This is a genomic window from Staphylococcus sp. 8AQ, from assembly GCF_902506595.1.
In the GTDB taxonomy this organism is placed as follows: Bacteria; Bacillota; Bacilli; order Staphylococcales; family Staphylococcaceae; genus Staphylococcus; species Staphylococcus pasteuri.
The window spans coordinates 1,229,366-1,248,792 of sequence record NZ_LR733871.1; the positions used below are offsets into that span (position 1 = coordinate 1,229,366).

A 19,427-nucleotide genomic window follows, 5' to 3' on the forward strand; every position below is an offset into this window, starting at 1 on the left:
AAATTCTGATACTATATAATATACATGGTGAAAATAAATAGAGCAAATTCAAAAATGAATTTGCTCTACTTTAATATTATTGTTCCATTTGTTTTTCAATTTCATCTGCTACTTGTTGAACATGTGTACCTATAATCACTTGCGTAGAATGTTGACCACTTTTAGTTACACCAACAGCTCCAGCGTTCTTGATTTTTTGTTCATCAATGTTTGAATTGTCTTTAAGTTCGAGTCTTAGTCTTGTTGCGCAATTAGTTAAGGTAGTAATATTTTGGCTACCACCTAAACCTTCCAGTATTTGTGAAGCTGACTTAGTATATTTACTTGTTTTAGTTGGTTTACCATTATCATTTTCTTTTTCAATAGCATCTTCGTCTGTTGGATCAGCTAATTCATTATCTCCACGACCAATAGTATTTAAGTTAAATACTTGAATAACAAATCTAAAGATGACGTAGTATAAGATAAAGAATACAACACCTTGTACTAGTAACATGAGTGGATGATTAGATACTGGATTAATTAATGATAATAGATAATCTATAAGACCAGCGCTAAATGAGAATCCTGCTGTCCAATGGAATAGTGCTGCAATAAATAGTGATAGACCTGTTAAGAAAGCATGAATAACATATAATACAGGTGCTACAAACATAAACGCAAATTCAATAGGTTCAGTGACACCAACGAAGAATGCAGCAATAGCACTTCCTAAAAACCAGCCATAAACTTGCTTTTGTTGTGAAGTTTTAGCAGTATGATACATCGCTAATGCCGCTGCTGGCATACCAAACATCATAATTGGGAAGAAACCAGCTTGATATCGACCTGTTATACCATGAACAGCACCTTTACCAGTTTGGAATTTACCGATATCATTAATGCCAATTGTATCAAACCAAAATACAGTGTTTAATGCATGATGTAGACCAGTTGGAATTAATAGTCGATTCGCTACACCATATATAAAGGCTCCAAATGGCCCCATACCTACAATCCATGTTCCAAATGTCATGATTGCACCATATACAACTGGCCAAACAAATAATAATATAATTGCTAAGAAAGTACAGAAAAAGGCTGTTAGTATTGGAACTAAACGTTTCCCACTAAAGAACGATAATGCAACTGGTAATTCAGTGTCACTAAATTTATTATAGGTATATGCTGCAATTAAACCAATAATAATACCTACAAAAACATTAGCATTATCCATTTTTTCAAATGATAAATCTATGGAACTTTGTTTCATATGTAAAATAGGTGCTAAATTTTTAGGTGATAGTACTTGTGTAACAACAAAGAAACCTAATGCTGCGGCAAGTGCAACGGCACCATCATTTTTCTTAGCCATACCAATTGCTACACCAATGGCAAATAGTATTCCCAATTGCCCTAAAATAGTTGTACCCACTGCTACAAAAAATAGAGCTACTTGAGGTAAAACATGTAATGCATTAAGTGCGTTACCAATCCCTACTATAATCGCTGCAGCAGGTAAGACAGCAACAGGAAGCATTAATGAACGACCTAAGTTCTGAAAAAATTTATACATTCAATTCTCCCCTTTTCGATTGAATTACAACAATTATGTATTTGATATCCAAAACTATATAATTCAACGTTATTTATAGTTAATATTTAATGAAAGCGTTCTTAAATGCCGTCACATCAATTATTATCCTTAAATATTGTATCAGAATAAGAAGATAATTAAAATTGCTAATACGCTCTAATTATGAACTTTTCAAGATATTTAATTAGTGATTTTTTGAAATCTTTCTTTTTAATTCGAAAAAAAGATATTAAATACATCTATAAATAGCTTAATATTTAACTTTATATTAATTCATTTAAAATAAATTATACAAAATGTATTATACACAACATTTTGTTTGTTTGATAAAATAAAGTCAATATTTAAGGAGGATGGTGCAACGTGAAAAAGTTTTTAGTTTTAATTTCAATTTTAAGTATATTATTAGTAGCATGTTCTAGTAGCCCTACTAAACAAGCTGAAGGAAAATGGCAAAATAGTGATGGAGATATCATTACGATTAAAGGTGAATCACTCAAAGTCACTATTGACGGTATGTCACTTGAAGGGTCTATTAAAGATGATAAAGACCATAAAAATTTAGCTAAAGCAAATTTAGGCGGAGAAACAGGATATTTAAAAGTGGGTAAAAAGGCAATATATACGATTGACTCGCCTGATGATAAACCAGACAGTGAAGATAAATTCGAGAAAATTAAACAATAAGTTAAGTTTTACAATTGTTAGTACTTATTTATTTTATTAATATCACTGAAAATTAAAAGGTTGGATAATGATTTATTCGTACTTGAATCATTATCCAACCTTTATTGTTTTACTATAAATTTTTAGCTATTTCATTTAATTCTTTTTGAAGCGCAGTTGTTCTACGTTCAATTTCTTTAGTTAAATATTCTACTTTTTCATTTCTCTTTAACTCTTTAGGAATATCACTTGTATCAATTGGCTCTCCAAATTTAAGTAAAGCTTGCCCAGTCACTAATCCATGTAATGCTTTAGGTCCTACATATGCAGCTGGTAAAATAGGTGCTTTACCTAACATAGCTATTGTAGCTGCACCTCTTTTTAATGGTGCACCTTCCATTGATGTTCTATGACCTGTTGGGAATATGCCTACAGTTTTATTTTCTTTTAGTAATTTAATTGGTCGTTTCAATGTACTTGGACCTGGGTTTTCTCTATCAACAGGAAACGCATTTAATGAGCTCAGGAATTTCCCGCCCCATTTATTACTAAATAATTCTTTCTTAGCCATATAGTTAATTTGATTTGGATAAATTGCCATACCTAACATTATAACCTCGTTATAACTTTCATGTGTACAAGTCACAACATAATTATTGTCTTTGGGAATGTTTTCTTTACCAATAACAAATAGTGATTTGCCTAATTTAACTAAAATAAAATATAAAATACTACTTATCACTTTATACATCGTTACACCTACTTATATAGTTTTCTATTTAACATATAGATTTTATCATTTACCTGCAATATGAACAAGATAACTTCTAAATAAGTCTAAAGTCTGATAGCAGAAGACTAGCGTTTTTGTGAAAAAAATTACATAATTAAGAGTAGAGATTATTAAAATTGGAGGTCAAATATGTCAGATTATACACAATCGAATCAATCTTATGATTCTCAACAACAACCATCTCGATATAATAAACCTAAGTTTCCGTGGTTTAAAACCATTTTAGTTGCATTAATTGCAGGTATTATTGGTGCCTTACTCGTTCTTGGAATTGGTAAGATACTTAATCAAACTGTATTAAATCATGATGGTGCAACGGTTAATGAAGCGTCAAATAGTAAAGGCGGTAATCAATTAGATGGAAAAAGTGATAAATATGATTCTGTCCATGAGATGATTAAAGATGTTTCTCCAGCTATTGTTGGAGTTATTAATATGCAAAAATCAAATAACCTTGATGATTTATTAAAAGGAAAAACTTCTAAACCAGAAGAAGCTGGTATAGGTTCAGGTGTTATTTATCAAATTAGTGACGGTTCTGCTTATATCGTAACAAATAACCATGTTATTGATGGTGCATCTGAGATAAAAGTACAATTACACAATTCAAAACAAGTTAAAGCTAAACTTGTCGGCAAAGATGCTGTTACAGACATTGCTGTATTAAAAATAGATAATACTAAAGGTATCAAATCAATCGATTTTGCAAATTCATCAAAAGTTCAAACAGGAGATAGCGTGTTTGCAATGGGTAACCCACTCGGTTTAGAATTTGCAAATTCAGTCACATCTGGTATTATTTCTGCAAATGAACGCACAATTGATGCTAATACGACTGGTGGCAATACAAAAGTAAATGTACTTCAAACTGATGCAGCGATCAACCCAGGTAATTCTGGTGGTGCACTTGTAGATATTAATGGTAATTTAGTTGGTATCAACTCAATGAAAATTGCATCTGAACAAGTCGAAGGAATTGGATTTGCTATTCCTAGTAATGAAGTAAAAGTTACAATTGAGCAATTAGTTAAGCATGGGAAAATCGAACGTCCATCTATTGGTATAGGATTAATCAATTTACAAGATATCCCTGAATCATACAGAAAAGAAATGAATACCGATAGTCAATCTGGTGTTTATGTTGCTAAAGTGAGTCATGATAGTAACCTTAAAAAAGGTGATATTATAACAAAAGTTGATAATAAAACTGTTAAAGAAGATACTGATCTAAGAACTTATTTATATGAACATAAGAAACCCGGAGAGCATATTAAATTAACAGTTATCCGAGATGGTAAAACTAAAAGTATTCATGTTAAATTAAAAAAACAAACACAAACATCTACACAGTCATCTTCAGAAAGACAAAGTCAATTTGCACAATGATAGTAAAACAAGGTATTGATGAAATTAAGATTCATCAATACCTTGTTTATTTTTAGTTAAAAATAACGCTGGAATTAATATAAATAAAATAGCTATCACAGAAACCACAAATCCTTCATGAAATCCTGTTAATTGCTTACTGATAACATCATGCATAGCAGATTTTGAAATGTTAGAAGCGACTACAGTAGCGATAATGGCTGTTCCAAAACTAGCACCAACATTCTCTATCATGTTGATGCCAACACCAGCCTCTGATAATTGTGATTCTGACACACCTTTATATGCATCTGCCATCAATCCAAGATTTATACCACCCACGCTACATCCTCGAATAAATAATATTAGAGATATCCACCAGATAGATGTATGTTGATCTACAAAAGCTAATGGTAAAGTGCCGATAATAGCAATCACAATACTTATCATAATAACGTATTTTGCACCTATTCTATCAATATATTTACCTATATATGGACGTGTGATCAACATCCCTACCCCTTGAGGTATTAATGCTAAAGCTGCTTCGATTGCAGAATAATGTTTAAAAGATTGAAAGAATAACGGCAGTATAACCATTGGTCCCATAATACCTATATTAGCCAAAAGTAATCCTAACATTGAAGCTGAGTAAGTTTTACTTTTAAATAAGTTAATAGGTAATATCGTATTAAATTGATTTCTTAAATTATAAATGACATAACCAACAATAAATATCACACCTACAGTTATACAAAAGACTGCTAAAGGATCCAAAAATGTACCTTTATCTCCTGCTTCGGTGATACCATATATTAAACTTGTACTAATAATTCCTAACATAGCAATTCCTATAGCGTCTAACGATTTATCTTTGTTAAATGGTTTAAAAGATGGTACGTATTTCATCATAAGTGGTACCGAAATAACAGTTACTAATATATTAATAAAAAACATCCATCTCCAAGATGCAAAGTGAATAATAAAACCACCTAACGTAGGTCCTAATATAGGTCCAAAGATCATTGGGGTGCTTACAATAGCCATTACCTTACCTATATGTTCTTGACCTGCAGTCTTAACTAATAAAGTAAACATAAGAGAAGTGATAACACCTGCACTAAAACCTTGAACAATTCTAAATAGAATAAATACGTTAACTGAATTACTAAGTCCAACCATTAATGAAGTTAAACCGAATAATGACATTGCTATTATAAATACATTTTTACTATTGAATTGATTCATTAACCAACCAGAGAATGGAATAGCAATAGCTAAAGCTAGAATATATCCTGTAATTCCCCATTGAACAATATCAATACTAGTATGAAATGTTTGGTTTAATTGTTTGATACCAATGTTGATCATCGTTGAATCTAACATTGGAGCGATAGCACCTATAGCAATAGCCCATGCTGCATGCATCGTTTCTTTTGGAATTTGTTGACTTTGTGCTTTATATTCTGACATAAATTGACTCCTTTTTGTTTCTACGTCAACAAATTTACGCCTATTTTGTTTCCTTGTCAACAATAAAAATTTGAAAAATAAAAATGAGGCATCAATAATGCCTCATTCTCGAAACTATAACTTTCTAAATTTATTTAAAGTTGTAATTCATTTTTCTTAATTTCATCATCTAAATGGTTATTATATCTTTCAATAAATTGATATATACTATCAAATTCTTCTTGTGATAAATTGTCGAATACCACTCGATCTCTTGCTTCAAACTTAGCATGTAGTTGCTGATGTGTGTTATAAACTTGTTGACCTTTTGGTGTAAGTCGAAAATATATTTCTTTTTTATTACTATCGCTTCGATAACTTTCAATCAACGATTTTGTTTGAAGACGTTTTGTCAATTTACTTATGGCACCTCTTGTCATAAATAATTGTTCAGTTAAACTTTTAACATTAGGGTTTTTTAAGTCATGTATGGCTTCAATACAATGAACTTCACTTGATTTGTATTCTTTTAGAGCTTCTTGCATTTCATCTTTATTTAGCCAAGCAATTTTATTAAACATGTTTCTCAACCCTATCATGATGACTTCTTCTTTATTCAAGTTTTAACCTCCCACACACCAATTTAGATCTTTAGGTAATTGATTCAAGATCTTAAATAAGTTATTTGTAATTAACCATAAAGTATTTCTTTTTACCTCTACGAATAATAGTAAATTCGTCTTCGATTTTGTCTTGATCTGAAAGTTCATAATTTACATCTTGTTGACGTTCACCATTAATATAAATTGCGCCATTATTAACATCTTCACGCGCTTGACGTTTTGAAGTAGCAATTCCTGTTTCAATTAATGCTTCAATAATATTTGTAGTTTCTTTAGATAATTCAACTTGAGGTACATCTTTGAAACCTTCTTTTAATTCTTTAGCTGATAATGATTTTAAATCTCCACTAAATAATGCTTGTGAAATTCTAATGGCATCGTTTAAAGCAGCCTCACCATGGATAAAACGAGTTACATTTTCAGCTAATGCTTTTTGTGCTTCACGTTTATGTGGTGCTTCCTCTTTTGATTGTTCTAATTGATCAATCTCTTCTTTACTTAAGAAAGTAAAGTATTTTAAGAATTTTATTACATCTTCATCTGATTGGTTTATCCAAAATTGATAAAACTCGTATGGGCTTGTCTTTTCTGCATCTAACCAAACAGCACCAGATTCTGATTTACCAAATTTCTTACCATCAGATTTAGTTACTAGTGGAATAGTTAAACCATATGCTTCAGTTTGTCCATACATACGTCTCATTAATTCGATACCACTTGTAATATTACCCCATTGATCTGAACCACCTACTTGGATTTTACAATTTAATTCACGGTTCAAATGACCAAAGTCAATTGCTTGTAAAATAGTATATGTGAACTCTGTATAAGAAATACCATGTTCTAATCTTGTTTGAATAGAATCTTTTCCTAGCATATAGTTAACACCGACATGTTTACCATAATCACGTAAAAAGCTAATTAACGAGATTTGACCCAACCAATCTTTATTGTTAACTAAAGTTGCACCTTTATCTGTACCGAACTCAAATAGTTTATGCATTTGTTGACTAATACCTTGTACATTAGCTTCTACTTGTTCTTCGGTTTGTAATACACGTTCTTCTGATTTACCAGATGGATCACCAATCATACCTGTACCGCCACCGATTAATACAATCGGACGATGACCATGTTCTTGGAAACGTCTTAAAGTTAGAAATGGAAGCAAATGACCAATGTGTAAACTATCTGCTGTTGGGTCTGCACCACAATATAAAGCTACTTGTTCTTTATTTAATAATTCTTCAATTCCCGCTTCATCAGTTTGTTGATATATAAGTCCACGCCATTTTAAATCTTCAATTAATGCATTTGACATTATTCAATTCCTCCTAAAAATATTCTTTTATTATCATAAGTTTAGATGTAAGTGTGATTGAAAGATAAGCCTTTTAAGTTTAAATGGTTCATATCATATTTTACTGAATATCTAAATATCAATAACTTTCAAAGTTACTATAATCAAAAGTGTATTAGATATACAATTAAACAAAAAAATGCCCCTACATCTCATCAATGTAAGGGCGCATTTGCACGGTACCACCATACTTAAATTTAGGCTTCATAAGTGAATCATCCACAATTCTAAAACTAATTCATTTGTTATAATACTCAAACGTTTAGTTATCTAAGTGTCCAAAATTGTTGGATATTCTTTAACCTAATATCTCTCTTAATGATACGTTCATTAATCAAACGTCAGACTTGTAATAAAAAGGTGTATTCACAAAATAGAAAATATTAGTTCACAGCAACCACTAACTCTCTGAAATTCTCTACAAAGCTACTTGTCCTTCATCTGAAACTTATGTATTTGAATCTAATTATAGTTAACATTATTTTAAAAGTCAACTTACCGAGTATGATATAATAAGCTAAAATAAGGAGGTTTGCTATGGATAATATGAAACAACATCGGCAACATGATAATTTGTTTCGATTTGAAAAATTATATAAACGAATTAAACACATCATTGTTTCAGTTTTTATAATCGGTGTAGTGTTTACACTTATTATCTTATTAGCTGCCCTAGTTTATTTTCACCAACTAACTAAAGAAGCATCATCAATAAGTGATAATGCATTAAAACATAAAGTCATTCACTTTGCTGGAGATGATTTAATTAATTATAAAAACAAGGACATCTTATATGAATATGATCATTCACTTAATCCATTAATAGTAGGTCCTAAACATGTGAATCCAGATGTTATTAAAGCGTTAACGTCTTCAGAAGATACTTTATTTTTCCAGCATAACGGCATTCTTCCAAAAGCCATTTTAAGAGCAATGTTTCAAGATTTATCTCAGAAAGAACATAGTTCTGGTGGCAGCACCATTACACAACAATTAGTTAAAAATCAAGTGTTAACTAATGAAAAAACATATAGTCGTAAGGCTAATGAAATTATACTAGCTCAACGACTTGAAGATATATTAAGAAAAAAAGAAATTATCTACACCTATTTAAATATTGTTCCATTTGGACGAGATTATAACGGTGCTAATATCACTGGTATTTCATCTGCATCTTATAGTTTATTCGGTGTTTCAGCGGAACATTTAAATATCGCTCAATCCGCTTATCTTATTGGGTTATTACAAAGTCCATATGGTTATACACCCTATGACGAAAATGGTAACTTAAAACCTGCAAATGAAATTGAATATAGCATACAAAGACAACATTATGTTCTAAAACGTATGCTAGTAGAAGAAAAAATTACAAAGGCAGAATATCAAAAAGCAAAACAATATAATATTAAAACTCATTTATTAACTAAACCTAAAAAATCATCAAATTAAAAATAACCCCTTGATAATATTCAATAAATTATCAAGGGGTTAACTATATATTTTAGAATAATCCTATTGCATGTCCATCATCAGTTACGTCCATGTTTAATGCAGCAGGTTTTTTAGGTAAACCTGGCATTGTCATAATTGCACCTGTCAATGCAACGATAAATCCTGCACCAGTTTTAGCTTCTAATTCACGGATTGTGATTTCGAAATCACTTGGTGCTCCTAATGCTGTTTGATCATCACTAAATGAGTATTGTGTTTTAGCCATACAAATTGGGTAATGATCCCAACCATTATCTTTAAATTGTTTTAATTGTTTTTGAGCTTTACTAGTGAATGTTACTTTTGAACCGCCATAAATTTCTTTAACAATTGTCTCAATTTTATCTTCTAGTGGTTGTTCTAATTCATAAAGTGGTTTGAAATTTTGTGGTTGATCTAGAACTTCTAGAACTTCATTAGCGAGGTCAACTCCGCCTTTGCCACCTTTTTCCCAAACTTCAGTTAGAGCAATTCTTACGCCATTTTCTTTTGCCCATGATTTAACAAATTCTACTTCAGCATCTGTATCATGAATGAATGCATTAATTGCAATAATTGGTTCTACACCAAATTTTTTAATATTATTAACGTGTCGTTCTAAGTTAACAATACCAGCTTTAACTGCATCTACATTTTCTTCTTTCAAGTTATCCTTAGTGACTCCGCCATGCATTTTTAAAGCACGAACTGTTGCCACTAAGACGACAGCTGAAGGTTCGAAACCAGCTTCACGGGCTTTGATATCCATAAATTTCTCAGCACCTAAATCTGAACCAAAGCCTGCTTCTGTGACAACAATATCAGCTAAGTCTCTCGCTGTTTCTGTAGCTAAAATAGAATTACAACCATGTGCAATGTTAGCGAATGGGCCACCATGAACTAATGCAGGTGTACCTTCAATTGTCTGTACTAAGTTAGGTTTAATTGCATCTTTTAAAATCATAGCTAATGCGCCTTCAACTTTTAAATCTGCAACGGTAACTGGTTTACGATCGCGTGTATATCCAATTGTTATTTTACTTATTTTTTCTCTTAAATCTTTAATATTACGACTTAAACATAAAATAGCCATAATTTCTGAGGCAACAGTAATATTAAATCCATCTTCACGTGGCACACCGTTAGTTGGACCACCTAAACCAACGTTTACATGACGTAGTGCACGATCATTCATGTCTAGAACACGTTTCCATTCAATTCTACGTTGATCTATGCCTAAGTCATTACCTTGGTGTATATGGTTATCTATGAAAGCAGATAAAGCATTATTTGCAGTAGTAATAGCATGGAAATCACCATTAAAATGTAAGTTAATATCTTCCATTGGTAATACTTGTGCATAACCGCCGCCTGTTGCGCCACCTTTAATACCAAAAGTAGGTCCTAAAGCAGATTCACGTAAAGCTACCATGACACTTTTCTTTAGTTCATGGAAAGCATCTGATAATCCTACTGTTACTGTTGATTTACCCTCTCCAGCTGGAGTTGGACTCATAGCAGTTACTAATACTACCTTACCTTTATTGTCTTTAGGTTTAATTTGGTTTATATCAATTTTAGCTTTATAATGTCCATATTGTTCTAAAGCTTCATCTGAAATTCCTGCCTCATTAGCAATTTCACTAATAGGTCTTAATTTTGATTGGTTTGCAATTTCTAAATCTGATAAATGTGCCAACTTATTTCAACCCCTTATAAATATTTATAAAATTATAAAAATAAGTGTAAGAATCAGTTATGTACATGATTCAGTTGCTCTTACATCTTTAATAATAACCGACTTATTTATTGATGTCGAATATTTGATAGCGTTTTCAAAAATGCTATCAAATTCTACATATAAAAGGACCTAAAAATAATTAGGCCCTTTTCGCTACTTATTTACGTTAATGTGTGAAAATAGAGTTTTGTAAATTCATTTTTCTAATGTTAATTTTTAATCTTCCATTGTACTTAAGTCACCAGCATCTAAATCTAATTCCCAAGCTTTTAATACACGTCTCATAATCTTACCTGAACGTGTTTTAGGTAGTTTATCTTTAAACTCAATTTCTCTTGGTGCAGAGTGTGCAGACAATCCTTCTTTCACAAATTGGCGAATATCATTTTTTAATTCATCAGTTGGTTCATAACCTTGTCTAAGTGCTACGAATGCTTTAATAATTTCACCACGTACAGGATCTGGTTTACCGATGACACCTGCTTCAGCCACTGCTTCATGTTCTACTAACTTAGATTCAACTTCAAATGGACCTACACGTTCACCAGCAGTCATAATCACATCATCTACACGACCTTGGAACCAATAATATCCGTCTTCATCTTTATATGCAGAATCCCCTGAAACGTACCAATCTCCGATAAAGTAAGAATCATATTTTTCTGGATTTTTCCAGATAGAATGCATCATAGAAGGCCATCCTTTTTTGATTGCTAAGTTACCCATTCTATTAGGTGGCAATTCTTTACCTTCATCATCTACTATAGCTGCTTCAATTCCAGGTAATGGTTTACCCATTGAACCTAATTTAATGTCCATAGCAGGATAGTTAACAATCATATGTCCACCAGTTTCAGTCATCCACCAAGTATCTAAGACACGTTTGTGGAATACGTCTTTAGACCATTTGATAACTTCTGGATTGAGTGGCTCACCAACAGACAAGATTGAACGTAATGATGACAAATCATATTTTTCTACAATATCGTCACCAGCACTCATTAACATACGTAAAGCCGTTGGTGCAGTGTACCAAACTGTTACTTTAAAATCTTGAATCATTTTGTACCATTGTTCTGGCGAGAATCGACCACCAACAATACAGTTTGTAACACCATTTAACCATGGAGCAAAGACACCATATGACGTTCCAGTTACCCAACCTGGATCTGCTGTACACCAATAAACATCATCCTCTTGTAAATCTAATACATATTTTCCAGAAATATAGTGAACTAACATTGCTTTTTGAACATGTAGCACACCTTTAGGTTGACCGGTAGAGCCAGATGTATAATGTAAAATTAAGCCATCGTCTTCATTTAACCATTCAATATCAAACTCATCACTAGCTTTTTTAAATTCAGTATTAAAGTCAACATATGCCTCATCCACTTCGTCATCTACTACAACAATTGTTTCCAAGTTAGGTAATTTATCTTTTGGAATTCGTGGTAATAATGCTTTATTTGTAACAATGACTTTAGCATCACTATTTTCAAGTCTGTCTGCCACAGCTTTTTCCATAAATGCTTCAAATAGTGGTCCAACAATTGCACCAATTTTTAAAATACCTAAGAAAGCGAAATACAATTCTGGTGTTCTTGACATGAAAATAAATACTCTATCCCCTTTTTGAACATTAGCTTTATTTTTTAAAACATTGGCTGCTTTATTTGAGTATTTTTTCATCTCTTCAAATGTGTATGATTCATGACGACGTTCGTCTTTATAGTTTAATGCTATCTTTTCTCCCTTACCCTCATCAACATGTCTATCTATACATTCATACGCCATGTTGATTTTTCCTGTCTTATTCCAAGAGAATGCCTTTTCAACATCTTTCCAATCAAAGTTATTATACGTTTGTTCATAATCTTGCAAATTATAATTTCCAGGTTCACTTTTATATACTTCAACTTTCATAAGAAAATCCCCCTTCGATTTATGAAATCGCTTTCTTTATAGTGAATTATACATATAATTGTCACATTATTCAAAACATTTAATTATAATTGACATCATTTTTGTCATTTTACATCAAGAAAAGTATAATAAGTATAAAGAACAAGGAGGTTTTAATTAGGAGGTGAAGATATGCAACATATAAAATCTTATATTAAAGAGAATATATACTTAGAAGATCAGCATTTTATAATAGAAGGCCCTGTTTCATATTCTTTTTTGAAAACGCTTACTTTCGACGATGGATTAAATGCATTTAGATCCTACAATGAACAATTTGAAGCTTTATTAGAAATTACTACGTTACCTGAAGGTAGAGTTTATATTATTCGGAGAGACAAACATATTATAGGTTATGTTACGTATCATTATCCAGATGAATTAGAAAGATGGTCTACTGGCCAACTCCCCTATTTAATTGAGCTTGGTGCAATCGAGTTAAGCAAAGGTTACCGTCATTTACATTTAGGTGGGAGATTAATTCAAATCAGTTTATCAGCTGATGAATTTGAAGATTATATTGTCTTAACAACTGAATATTATTGGCATTGGGACTTAAAACATGCCCAACTAGATGTATTTGAATATAAACGGTTAATGCAAAAATTAATGCAAAAAGGCGGTTTAGAAGTCTTTGCTACAGATGATCCAGAAATTACAAGTCATCCAGCAAATTGTTTAATGGCTAGAATTGGTAAAAGAATTAGTTTAGATCAACAACATGCTTTCGACGATATTAGATTTCAAAACCGCTTCTTTTATTAGCAGATTGAAAGGAATGAGCTTATGAGTAATAAAAATAAAACAGGTTATGTATACTCAGATGATATTTTAAAATATAGATTTAATAATGAGCATCCTTTTAATCAAATGCGTTTAAAATTAACAACTGAACTTTTAATAGATGCACAGTTTTTATCTAATGAAAATATTTTAACACCTCGAATTGCTACAGAAGATGAACTCGCTTTGATACATCGTTATGATTATATACAAGCGATTAAACATGCATCACATGGCATCTAAAGTTCTGAAGAAGCTAAAAAATATGGTTTTAATGATGATACAGTTCCATTTAGACATATGCATCGTCATTGTTCTCGTATTGTAGGTGGTGCTTTAAACTTAGCAGATAAGATTATGGACGGTACTTATACAAATGGTTGTCATTTAGGTGGTGGCTTGCATCATGCTTTACCAGGTCGTGCAAATGGCTTTTGTATTTATAATGATGTAGCTATAACAGCTCAATATTTAGTTAATCATTATAATCAAAGAGTAATGATTATTGATACAGACGCACATCATGGAGATGGTACTCAGTGGAGTTTTTATACGAGCAATGATGTATTAACCTATTCTATCCATGAAACTGGTAAGTTTTTATTTCCTGGTTCTGGACATTATACTGAACGTGGTGAAGATATCGGTTATGGTTATTCAGTCAATGTACCATTAGAACCATATACAGAAGATGAATCATTCTTGCGCTCATTTAAATCTACAGTTGAACCTGTCATTGCAGCATTTAAACCAGATATCATTTTAAGCGTCAATGGAGTGGATATTCATTACAGAGATCCGCTAACACATATAAGTTGTACTTTAAATTCTTTATATCAACTACCTTATATAATTAAAGCACTTGCTGAAAAATATACTCATAATAAAATAATTATGTTTGGTGGCGGAGGTTATAATTTATGGAGAGTTGTGCCTCGTGCCTGGAGTCATTTATATTTAAGTTTAATTAATGAGCCTATTCAAAAAGGTTATTTACCATTAACTTGGATTAATAAATGGAAACATTATAGCTCAGTGACACTTCCAAAAAGATGGGAAGACCGTTTGAATGATTATACGTATATACCTAGAACTGATGAAATTTCAGAAAAAAATGCACGTGTAGCAGATTTAATAGCAAGTTGGTATGATTTTACATCCAAATAATTTCACCCCATAAATTAGTTATCAGTCTAATTTATGGGGTGTTTATCACATAGTACGTATATTATTTAATTATTTTGTCGTACCACGATATTCAATTCTATGAGGTAAAATCACATTAGGTTCTTCAATTTCCTCTTCATTCATATACTTAGTTAATAATCTCATTCCAACAGCACCAATATCATATAATGGTTGTATTACACTTGAAAGTTGTGGTCTAACCATTTCTACTAAACGCGTATTATTAAAACTAACGATTTGTAAATCTTCAGGAACTTTTATACCTGAATCTAATGCGCCGTGTAACACACCGATCGCTTGTTCATCACTGATTGATAATACAGCATCAGGTAAGTTATCTTTCATTTCATCAAAAACTTTCATGCCTTCTTTGTAACTTTCAGCCCCTGTTAAATGAAGCGCATCTTCTAATATTAGATTATTATCAGATAGCACTGTATTTAAACCATCTAAAACATCTTCTTGGGCTTTCTTAGAATAATCACCACCAACTAATGCAAATTTCTTAGCACCTTGGTCAATTAAATGTTGTGTTACTTCTTGAGCAGCTTTTTCAAAATCAATGTTAACAGAAGCAACATGATCATCTTTACCATTCGTACCTGATACAACGACTGGTACTGATGATTGGTTGATTAATTCTTTGATTTCTTCTGAAATTGTACCTCCTAAGAATATAATACCATCTACTTGTTTACTTAAAAGATTGTTAAAAATTTCTTTTTCTTTTTCAGGATCATTATCTGAATTTGAAATGATTGAATGATATTTATACATTGTAGCAATATCTTCTAAACCACGTGCAAGTTGTGAATAATAAACATTTGAAATATCAGGAATAATCACACCTACAGTCGTAGTTCGTTTACTAGCAAGCCCACGTGCAACTGCATTTGGACGATAGTTTAATTTTTTAATTACTTCATTCACTTTATTTCGAGTTTCAGGCTTTACGTTTTGGTTACCATTAACAACACGAGAAACAGTTGCCATCGACACTCTGGCTTCTCTTGCCACATCATAAATTGTTACTGTCATAATTTCCTCCTTGCAAGCGTTTTATACGCTATTATACCGTGTTTTCATATTATTTTCAAAGTTTACCATATTTAAAGATGCAGTGAAATAAATTTGTTTTGTTGTTCACATTTCTGTCAGAAAAATTGTAGATTTAAATTATATTCACTTTAAAACAAAATTTCTAATGATGCATATTAAAAGATATATTTTGTACAAATAAATTAAATTCAAACCAAAAATAGCTACTTCATTACAAAATACCTTTTGTTCAATGAAGTAGCTTTAATTTCATTATCGATTATTTTAATTTCTTTTGGTTATATAAGTCTGCTAGTGGTTTTAATTCATTATAAAATTTATTAAATTCTTTTAAATCCATTTGTTGTCCTGCATCACTTAATGCTACTGAAGGATCTGGATGTACTTCTGCCATAACGCCATCTGCTCCTACAGCAAGTGCAGCTTTTGCAGTCGGTAACATAATGTCTTTTCTACCAGTACTGTGTGTTACATCGACCATCACAGGTAAATGTGTACCTTGTTTTAATATTGGTACAGCAGAAATATCTAATGTGTTTCTAGTTGCTTTTTCATATGTTCTAATTCCACGCTCACATAAGATAATATTTCTATTACCTTGAGATGCGATATATTCTGCAGCATATGTGAATTCTTCAATTGTTGCTGATAATCCACGTTTTAATAAAATTGGTTTATTTGTACGACCAGCTTCTTTTAAAAGTTCAAAGTTTTGCATATTACGTGCACCAATTTGGAAAACATCAAGATATTCATCTGCAACTTCAAAATCATTTGGATTTACGATTTCACTAATGACATTTAAATTATATTTATCTTTAACATTTTTTAAGATTTTAAGACCTTCAACACCTAAACCTTGGAAATCATATGGGGACGTACGTGGTTTAAACGCTCCACCACGTATAAATTTCTCACCTTTTGCTTGTAAATCAGCAGCAACTGTATCTACTTGTTCTTGCGATTCTACTGAACATGGACCAAAAACAAATGATTTATAACCTTCTCCAAATTTACCTCCATTATCAAAATGAACAATTGTATCTTCAGGTTTTAATTTTCTAGATACGTATAAATGTTTTTCATTCTCTGATTTTTGTAAATCTGTAGAGGCTTTAAAAATTTCTTTAAATAATTGTTTAATCACATTATCATTGAACGGACCATTATTCTTATCTAAAAGATCGTTAATCATTTCCTTTTCACGTTGAGGGTCATATACACGTGTACCCTGTTTAATTTTTTCTTCTCCAATTTTTTGAGCTAGTTCACCACGTCGAGATAATAACTCTAAAATCTGATCGTTTAATGAGACAATTTCTTGTCTGTAGCTATCTAATTTATTACCCATAGTCATTCCACCTCTATACTATTAGTTGCACATTATATGTATCACTTTAAAGCGATAAAATAAATGTATTTACGAATCATTCTAACAATTAACATTTTATTGTTCAAGTTATAATTGTCGGAATTGATTAAATTTTCTAAAAATATGATAGTATTATCATATTCCCATTTATGAACACATATTTTAAAAAAGAAAAAGAGCAGAACGTCATACATCCTACTGTAAATGAATGATGGGTTCCACTCTAATATGTTATACATTTAATTTTAACCACTAAAATCAAATACTAACCAATGAGTGCTTATATTAATATCATAATATTAACTTATATTAAATACAAACTAATTAGTCATTAAAAGTACGTTTTTCGATTTTACTAGTTGTTTTTTCTACTTTTTGTTGAGTAGATTTTGTTTTATCTTGTTGTGCTTTATTTTGATTAGATGATTTTGTTGTTTTCTTAGTTGATTTTGTTTGTGCTGTTGTTTGATTACTATTTTTTTTAGTTGATTTTGTTGTTGCTTTAGCTTGACTATTAGATTTTTTAGTTGATTGATTATTATTTTGTCTTGTTACGACACCTTTATCAAACTGTGCTTTACTTTGTTTTTTTGTTGGTTGCTTAGTACTAGATTGTTTAGATGATGATTGTGCTGATTTATTATTTTGGTTAGATTTTGTTGTTGTTTTAGTAACTAAATTAGGTACTTTAGTCATCGTTGATTTTGCAATTGGTGCTTCTTCAAGTAATGCTTTAGTTAATTGAGATTCTTTAGAACCTTTAGTTAATTTACTTTTTTTAGTTTTAGCTGCACTTGCTAGTCTATTAGCAAATGAACCATCATTATTTTTTGTTGATTGTTCTTCAGTTTTAGTTACTAAATTTGGTGTAGATTGTTTATTATTTTTGGCTACACCCTGTTCTTTTGTTAAAGCTTTAGTATTAGCTGATACATTAGCATCATTATCTAATTTTGTTTTCTTCGTTTTAGCTGCACTTGCTAATTTATCTGCATTAGATTGTGTTGATTTGCTAGCTTTTTCTTTTGATGGATCAGATAGTGAAGATTCTTCTTTAATAGCAGATTTTGCCATTACAACTTCTTCAGATGATACGTGTTGATTACTATTTATATGAGATTGTTGTTCCTCATTCTGACTTTCTTCCTTAGCTTCTTGAATTTTACGTGCTTGTGGTGATTGGTCTGCTAAGCTATCTTTATTTGTTTCAGCTTGAATTGCATTTTGTTGTGCTGCTAACTCTGTAGCTGATGGCGTTGTACTAGATTGTTGTTCTTTATTTTGCGCTTCTTGTTTGGCTTGTTGTATTTCACGTGCTTGTGGTGACTGATCTGCTAAACTATCTTTATTTGTTTCAGCTTGAATTGCATTTTGTTGTGCTGCTAATTCTGTAGCTGATGGCGTTGCATTAGATTGTTGCTCTTCATTTTGCGCTTCTTGTTTGGCTTGTTGTATTTCACGTGCTTGTGGTGACTGATCTGCTAAACTATCTTTATTTGTTTCAGCTTGAATTGCGTTTTGTTGTGCTGCTAATTCTGTAGCTGAAGCATCTGATCCAGAATTTCCTTCTGCTTCTAATTTTGCTTCTTGAATATCTCTAGCTTCTGGTGATTGATCTGCTAAATTATTGTCGCTTACTTCTCTTTGGATTGCGACTTTTTGTGCTGATAATTCATCAGATGAGATACCATCTTTTGATTTATTTCTGAAGTTTTCAACTTGGTTTTTAACAGATTCAAAACGTTGTTCTGCTTGAGATTTGTAATTTAATGCTTTTTCACGTAGTTCTTTTTCTTTAGCAATCGCTTGATCAGCTTTTTCGAAAACTTTCAATTTGTAATATAACCCTAAAGCTGAACCTACTAAAGCACCGGTAATAAAGCTTACAACAAAATCTTTACGTTGTGGTGTTTGATTATTTATACGAGTATGACGGCTGTATAAATCATTTCCAGTATTATTTCTTTCAAAATCATCACGATTATAGTGTTCCATGATTTATTCCTCCCTATAA

At 31.4% G+C, this 19,427-nt stretch carries 14 protein-coding genes and 1 pseudogene; 5 read left to right on the forward strand and 10 right to left on the reverse strand.

Translation table 11 applies throughout. From position 1 onward, the window contains the following. Positions 1-76: 76 nt before the first annotated feature. Positions 77-1,555: an N-acetylglucosamine-specific PTS transporter subunit IIBC gene (gene nagE, locus GVY01_RS05980; protein ID WP_017638244.1), complete on the reverse strand. Its 1,479-nt coding sequence runs from the start codon at positions 1,553-1,555 to the stop codon at positions 77-79. A 384-nt stretch (positions 1,556-1,939) separates the two neighbouring features. Between nagE and GVY01_RS05985 the strand changes: the two genes are divergently transcribed. Further along, on the forward strand, positions 1,940-2,263 hold the full coding sequence (locus tag GVY01_RS05985; protein WP_017638245.1) for a hypothetical protein: 324 nt from the start codon (positions 1,940-1,942) through the stop codon (positions 2,261-2,263). A 112-nt stretch (positions 2,264-2,375) separates the two neighbouring features. Here the strand turns inward: GVY01_RS05985 and GVY01_RS05990 are convergent, their stop codons facing one another. Further along, complete coding sequence (locus GVY01_RS05990; protein WP_017638246.1) at positions 2,376-2,993, reverse strand: lysophospholipid acyltransferase family protein; 618 nt, start codon at positions 2,991-2,993, stop codon at positions 2,376-2,378. Positions 2,994-3,164: 171 nt separating this feature from the next. Between GVY01_RS05990 and GVY01_RS05995 the strand changes: the two genes are divergently transcribed. Continuing rightward, positions 3,165-4,421 (forward strand): S1C family serine protease, encoded by a 1,257-nt coding sequence (locus GVY01_RS05995; RefSeq protein ID WP_159333678.1) that lies wholly within the window; start codon positions 3,165-3,167, stop codon positions 4,419-4,421. A gap of 24 nt (positions 4,422-4,445) precedes the next feature. Here the strand turns inward: GVY01_RS05995 and GVY01_RS06000 are convergent, their stop codons facing one another. From GVY01_RS06000 to tyrS, 3 genes are all read right to left on the reverse strand, one after another. After that, on the reverse strand, positions 4,446-5,873 hold the full coding sequence (locus GVY01_RS06000; RefSeq protein ID WP_017638248.1) for an MDR family MFS transporter: 1,428 nt from the start codon (positions 5,871-5,873) through the stop codon (positions 4,446-4,448). A 134-nt stretch (positions 5,874-6,007) separates the two neighbouring features. Continuing rightward, the gene (locus tag GVY01_RS06005) at positions 6,008-6,472 is read right to left on the reverse strand and encodes a MarR family transcriptional regulator (protein WP_017638249.1); all 465 of its coding nucleotides are present in this window, start codon (positions 6,470-6,472) and stop codon (positions 6,008-6,010) included. A 61-nt stretch (positions 6,473-6,533) separates the two neighbouring features. After that, positions 6,534-7,796, reverse strand: a complete 1,263-nt coding sequence (tyrS, locus tag GVY01_RS06010) for a tyrosine--tRNA ligase (protein ID WP_017638250.1) — start codon at positions 7,794-7,796, stop codon at positions 6,534-6,536. Positions 7,797-8,372: 576 nt separating this feature from the next. Between tyrS and GVY01_RS06015 the strand changes: the two genes are divergently transcribed. After that, positions 8,373-9,284, forward strand: coding sequence for a transglycosylase domain-containing protein (locus GVY01_RS06015; RefSeq protein WP_017638251.1), 912 nt, complete (start codon positions 8,373-8,375; stop codon positions 9,282-9,284). A gap of 52 nt (positions 9,285-9,336) precedes the next feature. Here the strand turns inward: GVY01_RS06015 and GVY01_RS06020 are convergent, their stop codons facing one another. Both GVY01_RS06020 and acsA read right to left on the reverse strand, forming a co-directional pair. Then, a complete protein-coding gene (locus GVY01_RS06020) occupies positions 9,337-11,004 on the reverse strand; it encodes a formate--tetrahydrofolate ligase (protein WP_159333679.1) in 1,668 nt (555 codons plus the stop codon). Positions 11,005-11,262: 258 nt separating this feature from the next. Continuing rightward, on the reverse strand, positions 11,263-12,972 hold the full coding sequence (gene acsA / locus GVY01_RS06025) for an acetate--CoA ligase (RefSeq protein ID WP_159333680.1): 1,710 nt from the start codon (positions 12,970-12,972) through the stop codon (positions 11,263-11,265). A 171-nt stretch (positions 12,973-13,143) separates the two neighbouring features. On the opposite strand from acsA, the gene GVY01_RS06030 reads away from it, so the two are divergent. Beyond that, positions 13,144-13,776 (forward strand): GNAT family N-acetyltransferase, encoded by a 633-nt coding sequence (locus GVY01_RS06030; protein WP_017638254.1) that lies wholly within the window; start codon positions 13,144-13,146, stop codon positions 13,774-13,776. Between the two features lie 21 nt (positions 13,777-13,797). Then, positions 13,798-14,961, forward strand: a pseudogene (locus GVY01_RS06035) (acetoin utilization protein AcuC). 69 nt (positions 14,962-15,030) lie between these two features. On the opposite strand, the gene ccpA reads toward GVY01_RS06035, so the two are convergent. The 3 genes from ccpA to GVY01_RS06050 all read right to left on the reverse strand — a co-directional run bounded on the left by ccpA (position 15,031) and on the right by GVY01_RS06050 (position 19,408). Beyond that, positions 15,031-16,020: a catabolite control protein A gene (gene ccpA / locus GVY01_RS06040; protein WP_017638256.1), complete on the reverse strand. Its 990-nt coding sequence runs from the start codon at positions 16,018-16,020 to the stop codon at positions 15,031-15,033. Positions 16,021-16,300: 280 nt separating this feature from the next. Then, positions 16,301-17,392 (reverse strand): bifunctional 3-deoxy-7-phosphoheptulonate synthase/chorismate mutase, encoded by a 1,092-nt coding sequence (locus GVY01_RS06045; protein ID WP_017638257.1) that lies wholly within the window; start codon positions 17,390-17,392, stop codon positions 16,301-16,303. Between the two features lie 345 nt (positions 17,393-17,737). Continuing rightward, on the reverse strand, positions 17,738-19,408 hold the full coding sequence (locus GVY01_RS06050) for a hypothetical protein (protein ID WP_017638258.1): 1,671 nt from the start codon (positions 19,406-19,408) through the stop codon (positions 17,738-17,740). Positions 19,409-19,427: the final 19 nt, after the last annotated feature.